Raw genomic sequence first — 21,525 nt, 5'->3', positions numbered from 1 at the left:
GCCTTCAGCGCCTTCTTGTACTCGGCCAGCAGCGGCTTGGCGACGCCCTCGCCGTCCTTCACCTGCCTGCCGAGATCCGCCTCGACCGCCTTGACCTGCTTGATCAGGTCGGCCTTCAACGCATCGCGGTCGATCACTTCGCCTCGTCTCCCCAGTTCCCCGTCGTACCCATAGGACTCGTCGTATCCGTCGTACTCGTCGTTCCGAAACCGTCGCGGCGCTGCCCACCCGACCGGTGGGCGTTCTCCACCCACGCGTCCGGGAGCACCACCCATTCGCCGAGCCCCGCCTGATACGGCACGGCCACCGTTCCCAGCCTAGGCGGCCGCGCCGGGTCGTCCTGCGGGCACAGCAGCCACAGGCCGCGTCCGCCGCCGCGTGACCGCTCCGCGAGCCGGTTCAGGACGCCCATCGCGTCGTACCGCGCCAGCGCACCCGCGTCCGTCAGGAACAGCGGGACCCGCGCCCCGCCCGTGAGCAGCTCGCCCAGCCGGGGCTCCACGGCGCCCCACGCCGTCCCCGCGTACTCGGCGAACTTCATCGCTGCCTTCGAACCCGGCTCGGCCACATCCGCGCGAAGGATCGTCTCCCACGTCGGCTTGGGCCGCCGGTCCACCAGCTCGTGCAGGGCGTCGAGGAACAGCTCGGTCACCGAGACGGGCTCCGCCCCGAAGCGCGAACCCGTGACCTCCTCCACCGCCTCCGTCGCGAGACCGGTCCGGACGGTCAGGACCCGGAAGCCGTCCCGGGGCGCCGAGGCGAGCAGCCGCTCCTCCGCCGTCACCGCGCCCGCGAGCTGTACGTCGTCGGCGTAACGGTGCTCGGACAGGAAGGCGGTCGGCTTCCGCAGGTTCCCGAGGGACAGGAAGCTCGAGTCGTCCTTGGTCTGCCGCGGCAGATAGCGGGAGATACGGGGGGTGCCCGCCCGGGTCGACAGCTCCAGGTCGAAACCGGCGGCCTTCAGGGCCTTCGTCAGCCGGCCGTCCTTCGGCAGCGAGTGGCCGCCCCGCTCGTCGAGGAGTTCCGGGAAGCGGGCGCGGACTCGCTCGTGGATGTCCTCGGCGGTCAGGCCGGGCTGGAGGTCGCGTGCCAGGCCCGGGATCAGCCGCACCAGGCCCGCCTGGGTCAGGCGCAGCGCCCGTACGAGTGGCAGGTCACGCGGGTAGATCTCCAGGCGGGGGGTCGCGGCCGCGTTGCGGGAGGCCGCCGCGGCCAGCTCGACCGTACGGCGCTCGTCCCACTCCACCACCGTGCTCGGCGGAGTGACCGCGCTCAGCTCCCCGAGCACGGTCGTCGAGGTCGGCAGCGTGTCGAGCTTCGCCAGCCGGTCCGCGACGCGGCCCAGACGCTGGGCGTAGTCGAGGAGACCCGGAGCGGAGGGGGTCTCGGGGGCGTCGTCGTCGCTGACCTCCAGGGCCAGCAGGCCGGCGCCCATCGCCTCGTCGGAGGCGTCCCGGTTGGGGGCGTGCTGGAACGTGGCCTCGTCCGGGACCAGCTGCTCGACCTCCACCACGGCCCGCACCGCCGCGAGGGCGAGCGCCCGGCGCTGCTCCCGCTCCTGCAGTTCCGTGCCGCGGCGTACGGCCAGCGCGTCCGCGATCTCCGCGGCCGAGGCGACCCGGCCGAGGTCGCGCAGCAGCTCCAGGATCTCGGCACGCAGGGTCCGCACGGCGGCGTGCCGCTTCCAGCGGCCGCGCTGGGTCTTGAGCATCAGCGAAACCTGGGCGGCCGAGAGACGGAGCGCCTCAGCGACGTCCTTCTGCATCGGCCAGACCCCGATCTCGGGCAGGACGCCCTGCTCGTCAGGGAGGCGAAGCAGCAGCCGGACCATCTCGCACTCGTTGCGGTTCGAGCCGTCCTTCTTCAGCTCTGGCACGAAGACCGTCGCGAGAGCGTCCAGGCTGACCGTCCGCAGCGCCCGCTCGCTGTCCCCGCCGGCACCGGTCTGCGCCACGGCGAGGGCGACGGCGGCCTCCGCCGCCGACAGCTCCTCCTTCGCGGCTTTGCGGCCTTCGGGAGTGAGCGGTGCGGCGGGCTGCTCGGCGAGCAGCCGGCGCCACTGCTTGATCCGGCCGAGGACCTCCTTGCGGGTCTTTGCACCGAGGCCCGGAGCGTTGACGAGGGTCCGCTGGCTGTGGTCGAGGAGCTGGCCGACGGTGTCGACGCGCAAACCGTAGACGAACGACTCGGCGGCCGGACTCAGACCCGAGGCGGAGATCGGGGTGGCGCGGTCGACACTGGCGGCGAGCCGGTCGCGCTGCTCCTCCGCGGTCTCCTCCTCCGCCACCGCGATCGCGGCATCGGCGGACCCGACGGACGTGCGCTCGTCCTGCCGGCGCGATCGCTTCGACGACGGCTTCGCCTCGTCCATCGCGAGGAAGATCTTCTTCCACGCGTCCCGCATCGGCTTCAGGTCCTTGAACCGCTGCGCGGCGTCCCGGTGCAGGGCCTTGCGGAAGAATTCGACGAGGCCGTCTTTGACCGCCGGGTCGAACGCGTCGGCCGCGATGGCGGGGTACGGCTCCTTCTCGGGCTTCGTCTGCCGGGGGGAGACCTTGCCGCCGCCCCACACCGGCAGCTCGCGCGAGGCCATCTCGTGGAGCGTCACGGCGAGCGCGTACCGCTCGGCGTGCGCGTCGTACACCGATCGGTCCGTGAGCGTGCCGATGAAGGGGTCCAGATAGCCGTCCGTGCCCGCCTCCGTCTCCTTCACCGGATAGCCGGCGAGCGAGAAGTCGATCAGGACGAGTTCGCGGGTACGGTTCGGGCGGATCCGGATCGCGATGTTGTCGGGCTTGATGTCGCGGTGCCAGACGCCCTCGCCCTCGAGGAAGTCCACCGCGCCGAAGAGGTAGTCGCCGTACGCCTCCAGCTGGTCGACCGAGAGCCGCCCGGAGTCCCGGAGCTGGCGGGCGACGGTCTCCTCACGGCGGCGGGTCCGCGTCGCGCCCGGCTCGGCCGGCGTGCCGTCGGCCTCGCGCTCGTCACCGACGTACTCCATGACGAGGACCGTGCGGCCGCCGATGCTCTGCGGCTCCGGCTCGATCAGCCGGATGATCCGCGAGTCGGCCCGCAGTCGCCCCATCACCTCGGCCTCGCGCCTGAGGATCTCGCCGCTCCGCTCGGAGACGGCGACCTTGAGGACGGCCAGGGACTTCGCGAAGCGGACCTCGGGGCCGGCGGTCAGATCCCGTACGAGGAACGCCCGGCTCGTCGAACCGGTGCCGAGCCGCCGCCGGACCTCCCACCGGCCGGCCAGGACATCGCCCGCGACCGCCTCCAGGGGGTCCTTCTCGGGCGCGGGCCCGGCAGGACGCAGGGGCTGTGAGGTGGGGGAGGGCGCCGTGAGGGTCTCCTCCACCACCTCCAGCATCTCCAGGAAGTCGTCCACGGAGGAGAGCCGGGCAGGGACGTCGTACGCCGTCGCTGCCTGCACCAGCTCGTCGATGTACTCCGAGAGTCCGTCCACGACCGCGCTCGGGCGCAGGCCCTCGCCCGCCTCGTAGCGGGCCATGAGCTCGGCCTGGCTGGCTGCCGGCGCCTTGCCGGTGGCCAGCAGATACGTGAGGACGCCGAGGCCGTAGACGTCCAGGGCCACGGGGTCGGCCCTGGGCGCGGTCAGCTCGGGGGCGAGATAAGGATCTGCGGACTCGGCGAGGTGCGCGCCCGCCCGCGAGAAGGTCGTCGGCGCGAACCGCTCGCCGCCGCTCGCTCCGCCCTGCTCCGGGCCGCGCTGCACGGCGACCTGCCAGTCCGAGATCTGGAGGTGCGGAGTGAGCCAGCCCGCCTCGTCGCCGTCCTTGCCGGAGCCCCGGCCGCGCGGCATGACGTGGATCGCGTGGGCGGACAGCGTGCGGTGGTAGAGCCGTCGACCGTGCGCCGAGCGCACGGTCTCGGCGAGCTGGCGCACGAGCGCGATCCGGCTCAGCACGTCCAGTTTCTCGCCGTATTGGATCAGGTAGTCGTCGAGGCGGAGTGTGCGCGGGTCGTAGTCGAAGATCAGCGCGGGGCCCGCCGAGTGCCCGGTCGGGTCGTACTGCTTGAGCTGGACGACCCCGGGGTGCCGGAACCGGCGCAGCACCGCCGCCTCGCGCCGCGCCGCACGCTCGACGGACGCCCGCATCTCGGTGTCCGAACCGCGCTCCCGCAGATAGACACGGATACGCGCGGCCTCCGGCAGCTCGCTGTGCTGGGCCAGGTAGTCCGCCCAGGTCGGGCCCGAGTCGAAGGACTTGCGGTGGAGGAGGTACGGGCCGACCTTGTACGCGGCGTCGCTGCGTGCGATCCCGATTCGCTCCAGAGCCGCCGCGATCCGCCGCGATCGTGGCCCGTCGATACGTCGCCGCTCGTCACGAGGAGGCTCCTCCAGCATCTGGATCAGCTGGTGGACGGTGTGGACGCCGTGCTGGTCGTGCGCGGGCAGGCGGTTCCTCAGCGAGGAGTCGGTGAAGCAGACCGCCTCGGAGACCCACACCGGCTCGCCGTGCTGCTTGAGCAGCCAGGCGAGTTCCTTCGCCTTCTTGTTGGCCAGGTGGAGGGGGTTGCCGTGGGAGATCTGGCGTCCACCGGGCTGGGTCTGCAGCCAGGTGCCGTTACGGGACTCGACCGATCCGTGCCAGTCCTTCAGCTCGATGAGGTGCACCCCGCCCGGGGCGATCACCAGGAGATCCACCTCGCGGACGTGCCCGGTTGCGGCGGTGAAGGTGAAGTTCGACCAGGCACGCCACGGGTCGTTGTCCCTCAGTCTGTCCTGGATGGCCTCCAGACCCCGCCGCTCATGCTGGAACTCGGAGTCGGTGACCGTAACCCACCGGCCGTCCCGCATGTTTTCCCTCTTTATGCCGGTTCTGGTGATTTTCCCCGCGTCTGTCAGGCGCTGAGGCGTGCCTCAAATCGTAGACGGTGGCGTCGGGCAGGAGAGTCCTGTTCGACCGGGACCGATCATGTGCGGCCATGGACTGTCAGCGGACGTGACTACTCTGACCGCCATGACGACCGACAGGGAAGAAGGCAGTGCGGACGGTGTTCAGTGGCTTCTGCAGCCGCGGGGCACCGCCCGGACGGGGGGTCCGAAGCACTTCAAGCGTTCGGTCCGTGAGGGAATCGACCTGTCGCAGCCGCGTTACGCGGACGTCCTCGGTGAAGACGCGGCCCTCCTGCGGGAGGTCTTCGGGGACGGAGTGGCTCGATTCTGGGGTGCGATCGAGCCGAGGAAGGAGCGTGACGCCAAGGCCATCGCCGTGTGGAACTGCAGGGTCGGCGACGAGGTGCTGTTCTACGGGGAGAAGAAGTTCATCGCGCGAGCCACCATCCTCGCGAAGTTCCGCAACCCCGACCTGGCCAGAGTGGTGTGGGGCGCGAGGGACGATGGCGCGGTCTGGGAGCACATGATCGCTCTCGGAGACCTGACGGAGTTCGAGGCGGACGCCCTCCCCCTGCTGGCCGCTATCCCCGGCCCGAACGACAAGCTCTGGAGCATGCAGCTCGTCTCCGCGAGCGATCGCGCACGCCTGCTCGACAAAGTGGATCTTCCGTCCGCTCCCGGAAGGGTCGGGCTGCCGGCGCCCCGAAGGCAGAAAGCCGCGGCCCCGACGATGGCCGAGAAGGCGTTGCTTCACGCCATCGCCAAAATCCGGACCCACACGGGTTCGGGCGGCCCGTCCCCGCACAAGCCGCTGGCGCTGCTGTGGTCGATAGGGCGTGTGGCAGCCAAGGAGAAGCGGCTCGCGCCTTGGAGCGTGTTCGAGCGCGAGGTCGGCAAACTCCTGGCAGATTTCGGCGGCACCTCGCACGTGACTCCGCACTACCCGTTCACGCGCCTGCGCGGCAGCGGCGTGTGGGAGGTGCAGGGCATCCACGCCGACGCCCAGGACCCGAGTCCGGCGGCGCTCCTCGAGGCCGATGCGAAGGCGGGCTTCACGGACGACGCCGATCAGCTGCTCCGCACGTCGCGTCGCGCCCGCGCCAAGGCGGTCGGCCTGCTGCGCGCGAAGTACTTCGCGGACGGGGATCAGCGGCTGCTCTTCGAGCGAGTCGGTCTCGACGGCTATCTGACCGCGAGCGGCAGAACCGAGGACAACGCTGATGCGAGAGCCACGAAGGTCATCGGCGCCGCCGGCCCGGTGCCGCGCCAGGCGACGAGCGGAACACGCCCCGTGCGCGACCCCGGCAATGTTCGGGACGTGAAGCGCTGGCACGGGGATCTCTGTCAGGTGTGCGGCGAGCCGCTCGAGGTTCTGCTCGGCCGTTACAGCGAAGCCGCGCACATCCAAGGTATCGGCAGTCCGCACGACGGGCCGGACACAACGGCCAACATGCTCTGCCTGTGCCCCAACCATCACCGGCAGTTCGACGGCCTCGGCATCTATGTCGACGCGCAGTGGGAAGTGCGCCGGACCAAGGACGACTCGAGCGTCTCGCAACTGCGTAGGGACCACCGGCACCGGATCGACGCGGGGTACGTGGAGTATCACCGCATGCTGTGCGGGAAGAACGGCTGATGGACTGACCGGCTCACTGCGGCGAGTGACCAGGTGACGGGCTGGCGTCCCGCAGCGCACGAGGCTCCTGCGCTGATGAGAGAGGTGCTTGACGTTTCAATTCGTCAGCATAGTAGCCTCGTTGGGCCTCTGTCCTGCCGCACTCGGCCTGCCGCATGTCCTGGGCGCGTGGGTATCCGTGCTCATCGCCATTCGTACGCGTGACCGCCGCTAGAAGCTCCCGCCCCACCAGCGGGCGCTCGTGACCTGGTCTACCTTCGCCGCCACGACACGCTCGCGCAGATCGCCGCCGGTTTCGATATATCCGTCGGCACCACCAACTCCCCTGTCGCAGCCGGCGTCGCGTGCCTGTCCCGCAGGGCGCCCGGCCTGCTGCGTGTCCTGTGGGAGGCCGATCCGGATCATGTCCTGCTCGACGCGACCCTTGCCGCGCGACCCGCGTCAGCGACAGCGGGGCTCGCCCGCGCTGTCCGGCCGCAGTCGTGACCTGCCCGCGGCCCGCACCCACCGCATCATCCGAATCTGCGAACGTCAGGGCGTTCCTGCTCTCGCCGACCGTGCCTACGTCGGAACCAACCCCTGGGTGACCACCGGTTTAGCGCCAGCCTGGCCATGCAGCCAGGGCGAGGTTGTGCACGTGGGCGGCGGCGTGATGGAGGCCGATACCGCGCTGACGGCAGTCGCGCAGGATCTTGCAGTGCTTCATGCGGGCGCAGGCGTGCTCGCCCCGGGCGGAGTCCCGCCACGCTTTCGCGTCCGCGGTGTTGCTGGGCACTGACCATGCCGCCGCGACCACGAGTTTCGTGTCGGCGTCGATGATGACCTGCACGTCCGCCGGGAACCGGCAGTGGCGCGAGGACGCGCCGGTTGTCCGGTTGTGGACCCTGGAATCCGCCCGTGTCCAGGGGGCTTTGGCATTCAGCTGCTGAGATGTCGTACGGACGGCGTTCAGAACGGGGTGTCCACCCCAGCGGCCAGTTCGTCGTGTATCGGGGTGAAGGCCATACGTTCGAGTCGTTGTACACGCACCACTGGCGGCCCAGCCACTCACACTCCGGAATGGAGCCTTCCCGTTCGTCGGTGCAGCGGTCGGCCCACTCCCGGCCCACCAGTACCGGACCGGTCAGCACTCCGTATCCGGTGTCCTGGACACGCAGGACCATGCCGATGCCGTCGATTCCCGAGTTGCCTCGTGGCCCGTAGGGCGCTCTGTGAGCGTCTGAGGAATGAAGGTCCAGGATCACTCTCCTGGGGCTCGTCCGGGATACAGCCGGTCCGTTCCATCCGTCCAGGGTCACGCGCGGACCGTGGGTGGCGTCAGCAGCCACGCAGAAGAGCCGGCCAGTGGCCTCGAAGTACGCGTAGACGGCGGGCCTCCCCGTGTGGGAGCCGACCTGGAGACCGTAGATGTCCGGGTGGAAGGGCTCGGCTGAGAAACGACTCAGCTCGGCTGCTTTCGGTGGAGCGGCCTGACCGCGTCGGCGGACATGCCGAAACGCAAGGGGTCGACGCTCCCCAGCGGGGTGGGCGTCCAGATCTGTCGAACCGGCTCCGTCCTGGACTACCCGGTTCCGGAAGCCATCCGCTGTTTCCCCTCGTTCGTCAGCCCTGACCTGCGCCGACGCCCCACGATCCAGGCCGCGTACAGGCCCCGCCCGCTGTCATTCGGGCCGCTCACGCCAGCACCTGCTTGTACATACAACAAGACCCCGCTCTCAGCTTTTCCACTGATCACGGGGTCTGTGTGGCACTTCTGCGAAGTGCCCCCGGCAGGATTCGAACCTGCGCACACGGCTCCGGAGGCCGTCGCTCATTTGTTCGTTTCCCGCAGGTCAGTGGCATCTCTGACGCTACGTTGGCCACGCGATCCCACGTATGTCCCATGAAATATGGATGCCCTTTTTGGTGCCATATGGGAATCAATATGCTGTAGCGGCCGGATGGTGTGACGTGATACATGCCACGCTGCTTCGGTGGGTGGGGTGGGTGGAGGGGGTGGATGTACGGCTTCAATCGAACGACCGGACGGCTGGTAGTGCACGGGAGGCGGGAACTGGCGCGGCGGCCGAGGTGGTCACGCGGGCCGCCGGTGCCGGCTGTCGCTCCTTCCGCGCGGGGGGGGGGGGCGTGACAGCTGTCGCCAAGGTGACGATTGGGCTGAGTGAGGTCGCGGCCGGTGGGGCTGGTCGGCATGCGGTTGAATCCGTGAGGGTTTGCTCTTGATGGATGGCTTGATTACGGCCAATTTTTGCTTAATGCGGCTTGTTTTTATCCTTGCTCGCCGTTCCTTGTTGAAGTGATCGCCTCTCTCGTGAATCCTGAAAGGCTTTGTCGAGCCAAGGTCAGGGGGATAGGTGTCCTTCAACTCTCCACTCCGTGCGAACAACCCGGAGGCGGTGCATCGCACACGCCAGCTAATCGAATATATGCGCGAAATCGTCCGGGGGTCGCACAAGCCGGTGCGTGACTGGCAGAAGTACCCGGAGGTCCTCTGGCTCTCTGGGCTGCCGGACGACAGGCTCCGGCGGCACCCGGACGGCGACCGGATGTTGCTCAAGGTGACACACCGCCCGGCACGCCCGGCTCCTGTTTTGCCCGAGGTGCTAGTGGGGTGGGTCGATTCCGAGGCCGCCGTCGCCGCGACGCCCGATTCGCCGCCGCTGGCCGACTCGGGACCGGGGCAGGGCTGGCAGGAAGACGAGAATGGAGACCTGGTCGAGGTCTCCGAGATCCGCCGGGACGAAGCACACGACGTGTTGCGCGCCTACACGCGATGGCTTGAGGCGTGGCGGAAGTGGTCGGAGAAAGAGCGTGCTGACCGGCCATACCGGGAACTCCACCAGCAGCTGTACCGAATGGCGACCAGGATTCAGCAGGACGGCGAGGAATACGAGGCGGTGCTAGGCGTCGGCTTCCTGACCGTTGGGGCCGCACGCCCTTCTGCCCGTGTCGCCCGGCACATCCTGACGGCGCCGCTGACGCTCGCCGTAAATTCCACGGATATGTCCATCACCGTCGCCCTCGCACCTGGCGATCCCGCACGGCTGGAGGACGGAGAGTTCCTTGACGCGGACACGGGCTACAGCGCCCGTCTGTTGAGCCCGCTGCGAGACCGTGTCGACGCGGAGGGTTTTCATCCGCTGTCCCGTGACTGCCAGGACGTGCTAGGTGACTGGTCGGAGCGGGCGTTCGGGACTGATCGAGCGGTCGCATTCCACCATGGTTGGAGCCGACCGCCCGCCGACCCGATGCTGCCGGTGCCCACGCTCGGGTTCGCGCCGGCGATCATTCTCCGTCAGCGGGGCCAGGGCGCCCTGGTGAACTTCTACGACGGCATCGCGAGCCGCCTCGCCCAGCCCGGCGCTGTCGCTCCGCTGGGCCTCGCTCAGTTGCTGTACCAGTTGGAAGCGGAGGACCGCAGGGCGTGGGGCACAACGGGGGGCCGCGACGTACCGCCTGCCCTCGGCCCCGACCCGCTGTTCCCACTGCTGTCGAACGAAGCCCAGCTGGAAGTTCTGAGGCGCCTCCAGACCGACACTGGCGTCGTCGTTCAGGGACCGCCGGGTACGGGAAAGACGCACACCATCGCCAACCTTGTGTGCGCACTGCTAGCCGACGGCAAGCGAGTGCTCGTGACAAGCGAGAAGGGCCAGGCGCTTAAGGTCCTGCGGCAGCAACTGCCCGCCGAGCTTCGCAGCCTGTGTGTCCTCCAGGGCGACCGGCGTCAGGACGGCAGCGGCGATCTGGAGCAGTCCGTGCGCGCGCTCTCCCAGCTCAGTGCCACCCAGTCGACGGAACGTCTCGAAAAGAGGATCAAGGACTATGAGGCGTTGCGCTCGGAACTGTCCGACACCCGAGCACGGCTCCGTGACGAACTCCGCGTCGTTCGCGAGGCGGAGTGGTACGAACACCTCGACGTCGCACCCGGGTATCAGGGACGGCTTGCGGAGATAGTGGAGGCCGTCGCGGCCGGGGCACCGCAGTACGACTGGATGCCGGCCCTGCCCACCTCGGCGCCACGAGAACCTTCGCTGGGCCAGGACGAGGCCCAGCGCCTGCTGGGCCTGGTGTCCCGTCACGGTGCCGGCGTGCTAGCCGAGCATGCCGCCCGTTGCCCGGACCCCGCGGACTTCGTCGCACCTGTGCTGTTCGAAGAGGCAGTCCATGCCTTGGACATCGCCATGCGTTCTTGCGCCGAGGCCCAGTCGGATCCGCTCGCTCTCGAACTCGCCGACCAGGGGCGAGGTCTGATCACGACGCTGGTGGAACTCCTGGACTCGGCGGAACACGCGCTCCAAAGTGAGGGGCTGCCGGGTGAGCCGACCGCTTGGGCGCCCGAAGCGTGGACCACTCATGCCCTGCGGGACGGAATGGCCGGTCAACGCCAGCAGCTCTGGGACAACGTGCGCCGGTCAGCCGCGCGTGCCGAGGAGGTGCAGAGCGTGCTTCGACACGCGCCCTTCTCCGAGCTCGATGTGCCGGCCGTATCGCTTGCCGAGGAATCGCGTCTCATAGCCGCCGGGAGGGATCTCGAACAGTTCCTGCGCGACGGCGGAAAGCTGCGCAGGCTGGCTCCGAAGGCGGTGCAGAAGGAAGCTCAGGTTCTTCTACGGGATTGCCGAGTGGACGGCCGGCCGCCCACGACCCCGGACGAGATCTCCGCGCTGGTGGCTCACCTGGCCGCACGCCAGTGCGTCCGGCAGCTGAATGAGCGCTGGCAGAGCGTCGGTGTGCCCGCAGCCAAGGGCTCCACGGAGGTGGCTCTGTCGGAGCTGCTGGACCGGACGCCGACGCTCCGTGCGGTGGACGGGTTCGCCCACTCCGTGCGTACGCTGCACGATGTGCTGCTAAAGGCCCGGATCAAGGCCACGGTGCGGACGGCACAGCAGTGGGACGACGTCCGCATGTCGGCGATCCGTGCGGAACGGCTGCTCCGTGCCCGCGAAGCGGAGGAGAGGCTGCGGTCCATCGCGGAGCAGCTGCCGCGGCCCGACACCCACGGAGTGACCGAACTGGCGGAGGTGCACAGGGCCGTCACCGCCCGTGATCCGCAGGCGTATACGTCAGCGATCGACTCCCTGGCCCAGGCGTTCCACCGTGAAGCCGATCGCCGGGAGGCCCGCAAACTCCTGGATCGGCTGTCCGAGGACCATCCCGAACTGGCCCGGCGTTTCGCCGAGTCCCCGACCGCGGCGGCTTGGGAGACCCGCCTCGTGGACCTGAACGGAGCCTGGGCATGGCGGCGTGCACGTACTTTCCAGGACACGAAGTTGGCGCCTGGCAGGGAAGCCAAACTGGAAGGGGAACTGGAAGCCGTCGAGGCACAGCTGAGAGACGCGGTGACGCAACTGGCGTCTGCCCGGGCGCTCTACCACTGCCTTGACCGGATGACGGCCGGACAGAAGCAGGCGCTGAGCGCCTACGCGTCAGCCACGGCGAACGCCGGAAGGGGGATGACGGCGCTCGGTAAGCGGCACCTGAAGGCCGCTCGTTCCGCGATGCGTGACGCGCGTGCCGCGGTCCCGGCATGGGTCATGCCGATCAAGCAGGTGGCCGAAATGATCGCCCCCGAGCCGGACGCCTTCGACGTTGTCATCGTGGACGAGGCGAGTCAGGTCGGTCTGGACGGCTTGATGCTGCTGTGGCTTGCTCCGAGGATTATCGTCGTGGGCGACGACAAGCAGTGTGTCCCCTTCTACACAGGCGGCAAGCACGAGCGGTTCAACGAACTCCTCGACTCGCTCCTGCCCCATCTCACTGACTGGCAGCGAGACGGGCTCAGCCCCAAGTCCAACCTCTACGACCTGCTGTCCGCGCGCTTCAGCGAGACGATCCGGCTCACCGAGCACTTCCGGTGCATGCCGGAGATCATCAAGTGGTCCTCCGCCCAGTTCTATCCCGACAACGAACTCGTGCCGCTGCGGCAGTACGGAGCGGACCGGCTGCGGCCCCTCGAAGTCGTCCACGTCCATGAAGGTCACTGCGAGGGACGGCGGGAGACTCTGGTGAACCGGCCCGAGGCTGAACGCATCGTTGCCAAACTGGCGGAACTCGCGCAGGACGAGGCGTACGCGAAACGGAGTTTCGGCGTCATCGTGCTCCGTTCCGGTCACCAGACAAGGCTGTTGGAGAACCTCATCGACATGCGGATCGACTCCGCGATCCGGGAACGGCACAACATACGCGTTGGCACGGCCGAACAGTTCCAGGGAGACGAACGGGACGTCATCCTGCTCTCGCTGGTCATCGACGCCGACAACGCCCGGGCCCTGACCGGCCAGGGCGACGGCCGGCGGTTTAATGTGGCCGCCAGCAGGGCCCGTGACCAGATGTGGCTGTTCACCTCCGTCACACCCGACCAGTTGCGCAGCCGGGACCTGCGTCACTCCCTGCTCACCTACATGCAGGCGCCGCCGGAGCTCCAGGGCACCTCTCCCAGCCTCTCCGCCGTCTCGCCAGATGAGCGATGCGAACCGTTCGACTCTCTGTTTGAGCAGCGAGTCTTCCGAAGGATCAAGGAACGCGGTTACCACGTCGTCCCCCAATGGAAGGTCAGTGGCAAGCGCATCGACCTCGTCGTCGTCGGAGAGACGGGCCGCCTCGCCGTGGAGTGTGACGGCAGCCCGTACCACTCCACCCTTGACCAGATCCGCGACGACGCCGAGCGGGCCCGGGAACTGCGCCGGGCTGGCTGGCAGTTCTGGCGTGTCCGCAGCAGCGAGTTCGCCCTGTCTCCGGAGGACTCGCTGGCTCCATTGTGGAAGCGCCTCGACGCTCTGGGCATCCGGCCCGGAGTCACAGAGGAGGGCCAGGGTGACTCACGGAGTACCTGGGCCCCGGTCGACATGGACGACATCGATTTCACCGCCGACGAACTCGACGCCTTGCAGGACGAGGACGAGGACGTGTCGGTCTCTCTTGAAGGAGTCTGACGTGAGTGAGACCTTCGACGACAGCACGCTGACCGAGGTCGCCCATCTCATCTGTGGGGACGAGACGCCACTCCTCTATCGGAAGGGATACGAGATCGCCGCGTTCTTCGAGCGGGCGGGCTGGGATGACGTCCCGGAGTACGACGGCACACCGAGGCATAAGTGGGCCCTGGATCTCCTCAAGGAGCGGCAGGAGGACGGCACCAACGATGCCGAGCGAGCCGTCCTTCGCCTGGCGAATCGTCTTGAGTACTACAACCAGCAGCGGGAGTATCACGCCACTCTGGAGAGGCTGAGCGAGGTTCTCGTACTCGACGGACGCCGGATCGATCACGTGGAGGGCCGGCCGCTCCTCGTCCCGTGCGAAGCCGGTTTCGGGACCGACACTCGGCAGCTGCCACGTGTCGAGCTGAAGGTCTCCGTGACAGAAGTGGTGAGCGACCCGGAGCTCGCCTCGACCGTGCAACTCCGGCTTGACGAGGCGCGCACCTGTTATGAGCACGGCGCCTACACGTCAGCGGTGATCATGCTAGGCAGCCTGCTGGAAGGTGTCCTGGTGCACGCCGCCGAGGCCCGCGCCAGCGGTACGCGCTTGCCGAAGCCGCTGCGGGACATGGGCCTGAAAGATCTCGTGGACTTCGCACACCGAAACAAGTGGATCGAGCACGATGCCAAGCTGGCCTCGGAACTCGTCCGGTACTACAGGAACCTCGTCCATCCCCTCGCAGAGAAACGGACGGGGCACAGCCCGAACCGAGACACGGTCGACATGTGCTGGCCGGTGGTGAACGCCACCCTGAACGATCTCGCGGCCACGGCTGGAGCGCACCCTGCTCCGTCTTCTCCCCGTGCGTCAACAGATCGAGGTCGTGCACCCACAGACCCCGTGCGACGTCCCACTCCAGCTACCGTGGCCCGTCGCCAGCCGGGCGTGAGGACGCCAACGAGAGATTCGGCCAGGGGTAAACCTCGATGACGGTGAATCGTTCGTTGCACAGAGTGGCGAGGGCCTCGGGGGCGGAGGTGACGAAGGGCGGCCGACCCCGGGGCGGCCAAGGCGGTGGCTGCGAGCATGGCGCCGACGGGTATTCGTGGTTGCAGGGAGTGACAGTGTAGGGAGCAGTATCCGGAGAATCCCCGGTTGGGGAAACCGGGGGTCTGCGGCTATATTTCGGCCTCGCTCAGGCGCTCGCCTCAGGCGAGTTTGAAGTGCCGCCGCTCAGGGATCAGAGAGGGTTTCTTCGGCGGACAGGCAGAATACTCAGGGTCATGACGGTGCCATCCTCGTGGAACGAGATCGGCCCGTTCCATTTCCTGGCCTCTTCGGTGCTGGGCAGGGCGGAGCGGAGCTCGTAGGCCGCGCGCCGGTATTCCTCCACGTGCCCTTCGCTGATCAGCCCGTACAGGTCCGCGTCCATTCCGGAGAATGCCTCGATGCGGACGGTCTCCATGCGGAAGACGTGGTCGGTGCCGACGAATTTCCTGCCGCCGACCGTGATCTCGGCGTCGTGTGAGCTGGAGGTGGCGGCGAAGGTGGGCACGTCGTAGTGCTCGCGGCCTTGGTGTTTGGTGAGGTACTGGGCTGTCTTCTTGCCTCCGCCGGCGAAGGCGGTCAGCCCGGCGGCGCCGGTGCGGGCCAGGAGCTGACCGAACCAGGGGAGGTCGTTCTCGCCGACCTGGAATCCGTCGACGTTCCGAGCCCGTCGGCCCTCGCGGGCCGGGATGCGGATGGCATTGGGGTAGGGGATACCCGACTTGCCGTCGATCCCCACATCGGCGTTCCCAGGTGCTCCCGGTATACGGAGAGGAAGCCGGGCTTCGCCGGGGGACTGCAGGGTGTTGACGACGACCCCGCCCTGACCCATGAGCTCGGTGGACAGCATCAGGCACGGTGTCGAGTTCCACTCGCCGATCTGCATGCCCTCGGCCAGCTCTGTTCCCTTGACCAGTTGCTGGATCGTGGTGCTGCGGGTGCGGCCGGACCGTTTGGACGGCTTCTGGTGGTTGCCCCGGCAGACCACGAACGTGACCTTCGACGGCTCACCGGGCTTCCACGCCTCGATGATGAAGTCGGGCCGGGGACGTGACCCCTTGTCCCGCTGCGCGCCGCCGAGGGCCCAGCCGGCCCGCAGGATCGTGCTCGTGTCAACGACCGAGACGATGTGATCCGGATACCGCTCCCGCACGATGCGCTCGGCGGCGGCGAGCCCGAAGCCGACCGCCAGCTCCCGGGCCTGCATGGACTTGTACCAGCGCTCGGCGGTGCGGCCCTTGTCGGTGAGGTCCATGGCGCCGGCTCGGTTGCCGTGCAGCGCCTCGCAGTACTTCAGGCTCAGCCAGTGCTCCGCGAGTCCTCGCCCCATGCCCTGGCCTGCCAGTACATACCCGCGGGCGACAGTGTGCAGCACCTGCCAGGGGGTCAGGCCGAGAGAGCCGCCGACGTCGGCCTTGGCGACGGGACGCACGTCGGGCTTCCTCCGGACCGCCTCCTGGCCCTTCTCCCTGCGCTTTTTGTCGAGGGCCGCTGCCGCGGAGTCGACATGGGCGACGAGGTCTGCAGTCGACGTGAGGTGAACGTTCTGCGTGCGGCTGAGTGAGTTCAGGATCTGTCGAGCGGTTCTTGCCATGCATCCCCCACAGTGTCCGCGTGCCCTGGCCGACCGGGACGGTAGTCGGGTGTGTGAGGGCGCACGCAAGTGCGCATGGTGTGTCACCGTGCGGATCTGGCCATGGCGACTGTCGGGCATCGGCGGCGCCGGACACCTCCGTCAGGTGCCGGCCTTTCTGTTCGTCAACTCTGCGTGACCCGGGTGGCCTCGTTCAGGTGGATGTCCGAATGCTCGTGCCGGGAAGTCATGCCTGTGCCGATCAGGAGGAGGGGACATGGACTCGAACGTGCGCAGCCTCGGGGCCGCGCCGGATTACGCGGTACCGCTCCACGGTGAAGGGCGGTGGGACGGGAGCAGCGCAGTCGCGGAGATGGCGGGTGAGTTCGGTGCGCAGCTGGTGCGGGCCATCCGGGCGGGCCTGGCGCAGGGCCCAAGCACCGCCCGGGAACCGCAGAGACTGTCCCAGCTGACCTGGTACGCCTTCGCGACCGAGTACGCCCGGGCCCACTGGCCCGGCCGGGCGGCCAAGACCCGCGACGAAGTCAGCGACGCGCTGACCGCCGTCACGCTGGCGATGTGCTGGGACCGGCGCGGCAGACCCACCGAGCAGGTGCTGCGCCGGGCCCTGCGCCACTGGGCCTTCGTCATGCCCAGGCAGGGCGACCCTATGCCGCCACCGCAGGACCGGCTCGCCCTGCAATGGGTGGCCAAAGCGTCCCGGCCCTTGATCGACCTGTACGACCCGGTCCTGGCTCGCGACGTGCTGGAGTCGCTGCGCCGCAAACAGGACGGCGGCGAGGCGGCCGTGGAGACGATGCGCCGCAAACGCAAAGTCCTCGTACACGCCCTGGGGTACGCCATGGAGCGGGGCGAGCTGGGCAGCAACCCGCTGGAGCAAGTCCGCTGGAGTGTGCCCAAACCGGCTGTTTCCGTAGACCCGCGAGTCGTAGCCAACCCGAGCCAGGCCCGGGATCTGCTGACGGCCATCTCCTACGTCGGCGGATACCGGCGGGCCCGCGGACGCCGGCTGGTGGGGCTGTTCGCGGGCATGTACTACGCCGGTCTGCGCCCCGAAGAAGCTGTTGCGGTGACGCTGCCGGACTGCCGCCTGCCGAGCAGTGGCTGGGGCCGGCTGGTCCTGCACCGCACCCTGCCGCAGGCCGGCAAGCGGTGGACCGACACCGGCCTGAATCATGACGAGCGCGGATTGAAGAACCGCCGGCCGGGCGACACACGGGTGGTGCCGCTCCCGCCTCATCTCGTGGCGATGTGGCGCGAGAGCGTTACCACCTTCGGCACGGCCGACGACGGCCGGTTGTTCTTCAGCGAACGCGGCAACATCCTCAGCTACACCGCCTACCACCACGTCTGGCGCGAAGCCCGCGCCCTGGCCCTGCCACCCGCCCTCGCGGCCACCCCACTCGCCAAACGCCCCTACGACCTGCGCCACTCCGCCCTGTCGACCTGGCTGTGCGCCGGGGCGGATCCGGCCGAGGTCGCCCAACGCGCCGGCAACAGCGTCGAAGTCCTCCTCACCCGCTACGCGAAGTGCCTCTACGACCGCCAGTCCATCAACAACCAGCGCATCGAGGAGCTGCTGTACTCCTACGATCCGCCGGTCGATCCGGAAGAGTAGGACGTTGCCGGCCCGGGCAAGGTCACCAGCCGAGCTCCATCTGGACGGGGATGCCGTCGGTGATCTCGGACCGCGCCTCCGGCACGATCTCCACCGGGACGCCGAGCTGAGTGGCAATGGGGGTGTACAGGTCGGTGGAAACCTCCGGGGTCCGCAGGGAGACCAGCAGGGCGTAGCTGACGGGCAGGCCGATCCGGTCCTTACGCTTGTTGGCCTTCCACCAGCCGCCGACGGGGTAGACGGCGAGCATGCCGCAGTCGGCGAGTTCGGCGGCGGAGCCGCGCCAGATGTCGGCGTGCAGGGAGCCGAGGTTGCGGAACCGCGGGCCCACCAGCCAGTGGCCGTCGGACTCGAACGCCTTGGGGTTGCCAGTTCCGTCGGTTTCGTGTTCGGCCTGTTCGGCCAGGCGGCTCTGGAAGGCGTCGACGGACTCGGTGGAGCCTTTGACGGCGAAGCGCAGGCCGTGCGAGGCGTAGCTGTAGCGGCCGAGCATGCCGCGCCGGCCAGGGTTCGGCTCGATCATGTAGGCGAGGGTCACGCGCAGGTCGACGGTGGTCTCGGCCAAGTCGCGCAGCTGTTCCAGTGGCCAGGGCAGTTGGTGCAGTTTCAGTTCGGCCAAGCGGAGCTGGCCGTTCTTGCCCTGCTTCAGCGGCATCAGGGTGTTCTGGATGATCATCGTGACGGCGTTGGACGCGCTGCTGCGGATGCGGTCGGCGGTGGGAACTCCCCAGCCGTAGCGGCGGATCACCTGCCGCATGAGATCGCCCTTGGCGAGCTTGGGGGTACCGGTCTTCTTGAACAGGCCGGGCTCGACCATCGCCGGGGTCCACTGGGCCTCGTGGACGAGCAGGGCGCGGACGGTCTCCGCGCGCAGTCCCGGATAGGTGCTCATGGCGGTGGCGGCCAGGGCCGCTGCCTGAGCGGTCGCGGCGCTGGTGGCGTTGGCCCAGGCGAGCTGACGCGCGGCGTCGTGGTGGGTCGTCGGCACGCTCACCAGCTCGTGCTCGTCCAGCATGCTGTCGTCGGGGGCGACGAGGAGGTTGCCACCTTCCAGGACGATGTCGGGCTTGGTGATGGCCGGGTTGGTCAGGGCCACCGAGGTCCGGCTGAACGGGGACAGGCCGCCCGGAGCGACCAGGGGCCTGAAGCCCCGGAATGGAGGGAGGTCGGGGACTGTGTCCAGGTGGGTGCAGGCGCCGACGGTCAGCACGTTGTGTGCCTGGGCGGGCTCCTCGATCCGGGAGAGGTCGCAGAGCAGCAAGGGGTCGAGCCGACCGGTGTCGTCGCGCATCTGGTGCGGGACGTGTCCGCGGATGTTGCCGGCGCTGACGATGATCAGCCGCGACGCCTGCGGGTCCGGTGCGCCGATCAGATCGATACTGTCCTCGCGTACGGCCACGGTCGTTCCGGCTGCCAGGGCGTCCAGGGTGGCCGACCACAGGGTCGCTGTGCCGTCGACACCGTTCTCGCCTTCGCCCGAGTGCCGGGTGACGGCCATGGAGAAGACCCGCCTCGAGGGTGCGGGGCCGCCATTGCCGATCTCGGCGGTCGCCACGGCGTTCGCGGTCGTCTCGGCCAAGGTCCGCGGAGTCTTGACCGGTGCAAGACCGTCGTCGAGGATTTTCACGGACTCGAGGCCGTGGCTGAGGACCAAAGGACCTTGTACTTCCAGGGCGGCGGCGAGATCGCCGAACAGGGCGAGTCCGGCCATCTGCGTCCCGTGCCCGTTGCGGTCGGCCGGGGTGCTGCCGGGCAGCACGCTGTAGGCGCGCTCGTGCAGCGCCGGCTTCAGCAGCGGGTGCTCCTGCGCTATCCCCGTGTCCAGGACGCATACGGCGGGTGCGTGCGGGGCGGCGGGCTTGACGCGCTGGGCGAGGTCTTCGGCGAGGCTCACCCGGAAAGAGCGGTCGACGGCGTAGAGGCCCTCGGCGAACGTCGGCGTGCGGATCTCGACAGGGCAGGTATTCGTGCCCAGCAGGGCCGTCAAGTCGTTGCCGGTCGCCGAGACGTGCGCGACGATGCGTTCGCCCACGTGGATGGCACGGTCGCTCATCCGCCACTGCCATGCCTCCGCCAGGGCGCGCAGAGCGGCCACCGGATCTGTCGGCGAGATCCGGGGATCGAACCACAGCTCCCACCACCGCTCGTCGGCCAGCGGCGGCAGCGCGTGCCGCTCCTGCCAGAGGTGCTGCAGCAGTGCCCGCCGGATGTGCTCCATATTGGCCACGAGCGCGGCCTGCTGGGGGTTGCCGTCTTCGGTATCCAGGGTGAAGGCGGAGATCCGCTGTGTGAAAGAGGCGACCTTGTCGAACGGGACCCACACCAGCGCATCCTGAGACCTGTCGTTGGTCTGCGGATGGCTGCTCATCAAGGTCAGGCCGGAGCCGTCCAGACGGTCCAGCTGCAGGGGATGGTCACGCGCTGCCTCGATCCGCACCGCGAAACCGTCGGGCTGGAAGCCGTCGGGCGCCTCTTGGGCGAGCCGGGCCGACTCCCGTTCGGCCGTTTCCAGACCGTCCACCAGAGCAGCGGCGTGCCCGCTGCGGTCCTCACGGCGGACCAGCTTCGTACCGCCTCCGCCGGAGGGCTCGGAACGCGGTGTCAGGGTGGCGGCGCGCCAGGGCACCATCAGGTGCGGCGTGGACCGTGCGGGGGCGGAGGGCTCAGGCATGACGGGAGGCGTGCCGTTCGGTCAGCGCCTCCAGCAGCAGCGGTTCGTCCACCACGTCCTGGTCGGCGAGGATGGCCCGCTTGGCCGCGGCTTCCGCCGCCTTGACCAGCTCGGCATGGCTCAAACCGGATGCACTGTCTGTCACAGCGTCCCACCGTACTGTGCTCGTATCCATTCCGGCTAGGCGCCGGCGCATGACCTGAACCGCCTGTTCGGGAGTAGGGGGGCCGTAGGTGGCGACCATGTCGAAACGGCGGAACAGCGCCCGGTCCAGCAGTTGGTGGTGATTGGTGCCGGCCACCACGAGGCTCTCGGAGGGCGCCTCGTCCAGGAACAGCAGGAACGAGTTGAGGATCCTGCGGGCCTCTCCGACGTCATTACCTGCCGCGCGTTCAGCCCCGAGCGCGTCGAACTCGTCGAACAGATACACCGCCCGCGTCTGAGCCACCGCGTCGAAGACCAGACGCAGCTTCGCCGCCGTCTCGCCCATGAACCGGCTGATCAGACCGTCCAGGCGGATGGTGAACAACGGCAGCTTCAGCTCGCCGGCCAGGGCCGCGGCGGTCATGCTCTTGCCCGTACCAGGGGGTCCTGACAGCAGGATCCGGTGTACCGGAGTGAAACCGAAACGCTCCAGCCGGGCACGCTGACGCTGCTCGTGCAGCACCCGGTCCAGGGAGGCACGCAACCCGGCGTCCAGCGTCATGTCGTCCAGCTGAATATCGGGATATCCGGCCGTCAACAGGCTGGAGAGCTCACCGCGGGGCTGCACCACCGGTGTCGCGGCATGCCGTTTGCTCGCCTGTCCCTGTTTTTGCCGTGCTGCCTCCACGAGCTCCCGCAGGTCCACAGCGAACTTCCCCTGCCCTTGCCGGGCGGACTTCGCCGCCACCTGCAGAGCCACGCTGTAGAAGAGATCGTCATCGGCCTCGGCATGTGCACGCACCAGCGCCTTCAGGTGCTCGGCGTTCGCTGCCATCGCCTGTCACCTTCCCGATGCCGACCGCTGGTGTACGAGTGTGCTCGCTGGTCTGATACCCGGGGGCCGTGGAGGCACCCGCGCCTGCATCGTACGGCCCGCCAGGACCGGCCGCCGCCCGGATGGGCAGGGCCAGCGAGGCCGGCAGGAACGCTCCCCGAAGATGGTGTGCAGCAGATGTGGCGGCGCCTTGCTGTG

9 protein-coding genes and 1 pseudogene are annotated in these 21,525 nt (G+C 68.7%); 5 read left to right on the top strand and 5 right to left on the bottom strand.

Annotated elements, in window-relative coordinates:
• Positions 1 to 133: 133 nt before the first annotated feature.
• Positions 134 to 4,825, bottom strand: coding sequence for a BREX system serine/threonine kinase PglW (gene pglW, locus HHL19_RS07265; protein WP_169086798.1), 4,692 nt, complete (start codon positions 4,823 to 4,825; stop codon positions 134 to 136).
• 163 nt (positions 4,826 to 4,988) lie between these two features.
• Between pglW and HHL19_RS37075 the strand changes: the two genes are divergently transcribed.
• The gene (locus tag HHL19_RS37075) at positions 4,989 to 6,500 is read left to right on the top strand and encodes an HNH endonuclease (RefSeq protein WP_240981467.1); all 1,512 of its coding nucleotides are present in this window, start codon (positions 4,989 to 4,991) and stop codon (positions 6,498 to 6,500) included.
• A gap of 121 nt (positions 6,501 to 6,621) precedes the next feature.
• Positions 6,622 to 7,098 (top strand): annotated as a pseudogene (locus tag HHL19_RS37070) (transposase family protein); the annotation flags it as partial.
• Here HHL19_RS37070 and HHL19_RS07255 read toward each other — a convergent pair.
• Positions 7,096 to 7,329 carry a hypothetical protein gene (locus HHL19_RS07255; protein WP_346768533.1) on the bottom strand — a complete coding sequence of 78 codons (234 nt, stop codon included), beginning with the start codon at positions 7,327 to 7,329 and terminating at the stop codon, positions 7,096 to 7,098. The pseudogene HHL19_RS37070 and the gene HHL19_RS07255 sit on opposite strands and share 3 nt — an antisense overlap.
• Positions 7,330 to 8,926: 1,597 nt before the next feature.
• Between HHL19_RS07255 and HHL19_RS07250 the strand changes: the two genes are divergently transcribed.
• Both HHL19_RS07250 and HHL19_RS07245 read left to right on the top strand, forming a co-directional pair.
• On the top strand, positions 8,927 to 13,432 hold the full coding sequence (locus HHL19_RS07250) for an AAA domain-containing protein (RefSeq protein WP_206325697.1): 4,506 nt from the start codon (positions 8,927 to 8,929) through the stop codon (positions 13,430 to 13,432).
• Position 13,433: 1 nt separating this feature from the next.
• Positions 13,434 to 14,408, top strand: a complete 975-nt coding sequence (locus HHL19_RS07245; RefSeq protein ID WP_169086796.1) for a hypothetical protein — start codon at positions 13,434 to 13,436, stop codon at positions 14,406 to 14,408.
• Positions 14,409 to 14,658: 250 nt separating this feature from the next.
• Here the strand turns inward: HHL19_RS07245 and HHL19_RS07240 are convergent, their stop codons facing one another.
• Positions 14,659 to 15,897: a hypothetical protein gene (locus tag HHL19_RS07240; protein WP_346768523.1), complete on the bottom strand. Its 1,239-nt coding sequence runs from the start codon at positions 15,895 to 15,897 to the stop codon at positions 14,659 to 14,661.
• A 418-nt stretch (positions 15,898 to 16,315) separates the two neighbouring features.
• On the opposite strand from HHL19_RS07240, the gene HHL19_RS07235 reads away from it, so the two are divergent.
• The gene (locus tag HHL19_RS07235; RefSeq protein ID WP_169086795.1) at positions 16,316 to 17,677 is read left to right on the top strand and encodes a tyrosine-type recombinase/integrase; all 1,362 of its coding nucleotides are present in this window, start codon (positions 16,316 to 16,318) and stop codon (positions 17,675 to 17,677) included.
• Between the two features lie 22 nt (positions 17,678 to 17,699).
• Here HHL19_RS07235 and HHL19_RS07230 read toward each other — a convergent pair whose 3' ends face one another.
• On the bottom strand, positions 17,700 to 20,348 hold the full coding sequence (locus HHL19_RS07230; protein WP_169086794.1) for a S8 family peptidase: 2,649 nt from the start codon (positions 20,346 to 20,348) through the stop codon (positions 17,700 to 17,702).
• Positions 20,341 to 21,327 carry an ATP-binding protein gene (locus HHL19_RS07225; RefSeq protein ID WP_169086792.1) on the bottom strand — a complete coding sequence of 329 codons (987 nt, stop codon included), beginning with the start codon at positions 21,325 to 21,327 and terminating at the stop codon, positions 20,341 to 20,343. Before HHL19_RS07225 ends, HHL19_RS07230 begins: the two co-directional genes overlap by 8 nt.
• Positions 21,328 to 21,525: the final 198 nt, after the last annotated feature.

It is taken from the genome of Streptomyces sp. R302 (assembly GCF_012927245.1).
Classification (GTDB): domain Bacteria; phylum Actinomycetota; class Actinomycetes; order Streptomycetales; family Streptomycetaceae; genus Streptomyces.
The sequence above is the reverse complement of the archived record's forward strand: the minus strand, read 5'-3'. Positions and strand labels throughout refer to the sequence as shown.

What these genes read in the sequence shown, in the direction of transcription:
- pglW (WP_169086798.1), bottom strand. Translation starts at nt 4,825, where the DNA reads ATGCGGGACGGCCGGTGGGTTACGGTCACCGACTCCGAGTTCCAGCAT.
- HHL19_RS37075 (WP_240981467.1), top strand. Translation starts at nt 4,989, where the DNA reads ATGACGACCGACAGGGAAGAAGGCAGTGCGGACGGTGTTCAGTGGCTT.
- HHL19_RS07250 (WP_206325697.1), top strand. Translation starts at nt 8,927, where the DNA reads ATGCGCGAAATCGTCCGGGGGTCGCACAAGCCGGTGCGTGACTGGCAG.
- HHL19_RS07235 (WP_169086795.1), top strand. Translation starts at nt 16,316, where the DNA reads ATGGACTCGAACGTGCGCAGCCTCGGGGCCGCGCCGGATTACGCGGTA.
- HHL19_RS07230 (WP_169086794.1), bottom strand. Translation starts at nt 20,348, where the DNA reads ATGCCTGAGCCCTCCGCCCCCGCACGGTCCACGCCGCACCTGATGGTG.
- HHL19_RS07225 (WP_169086792.1), bottom strand. Translation starts at nt 21,327, where the DNA reads ATGGCAGCGAACGCCGAGCACCTGAAGGCGCTGGTGCGTGCACATGCC.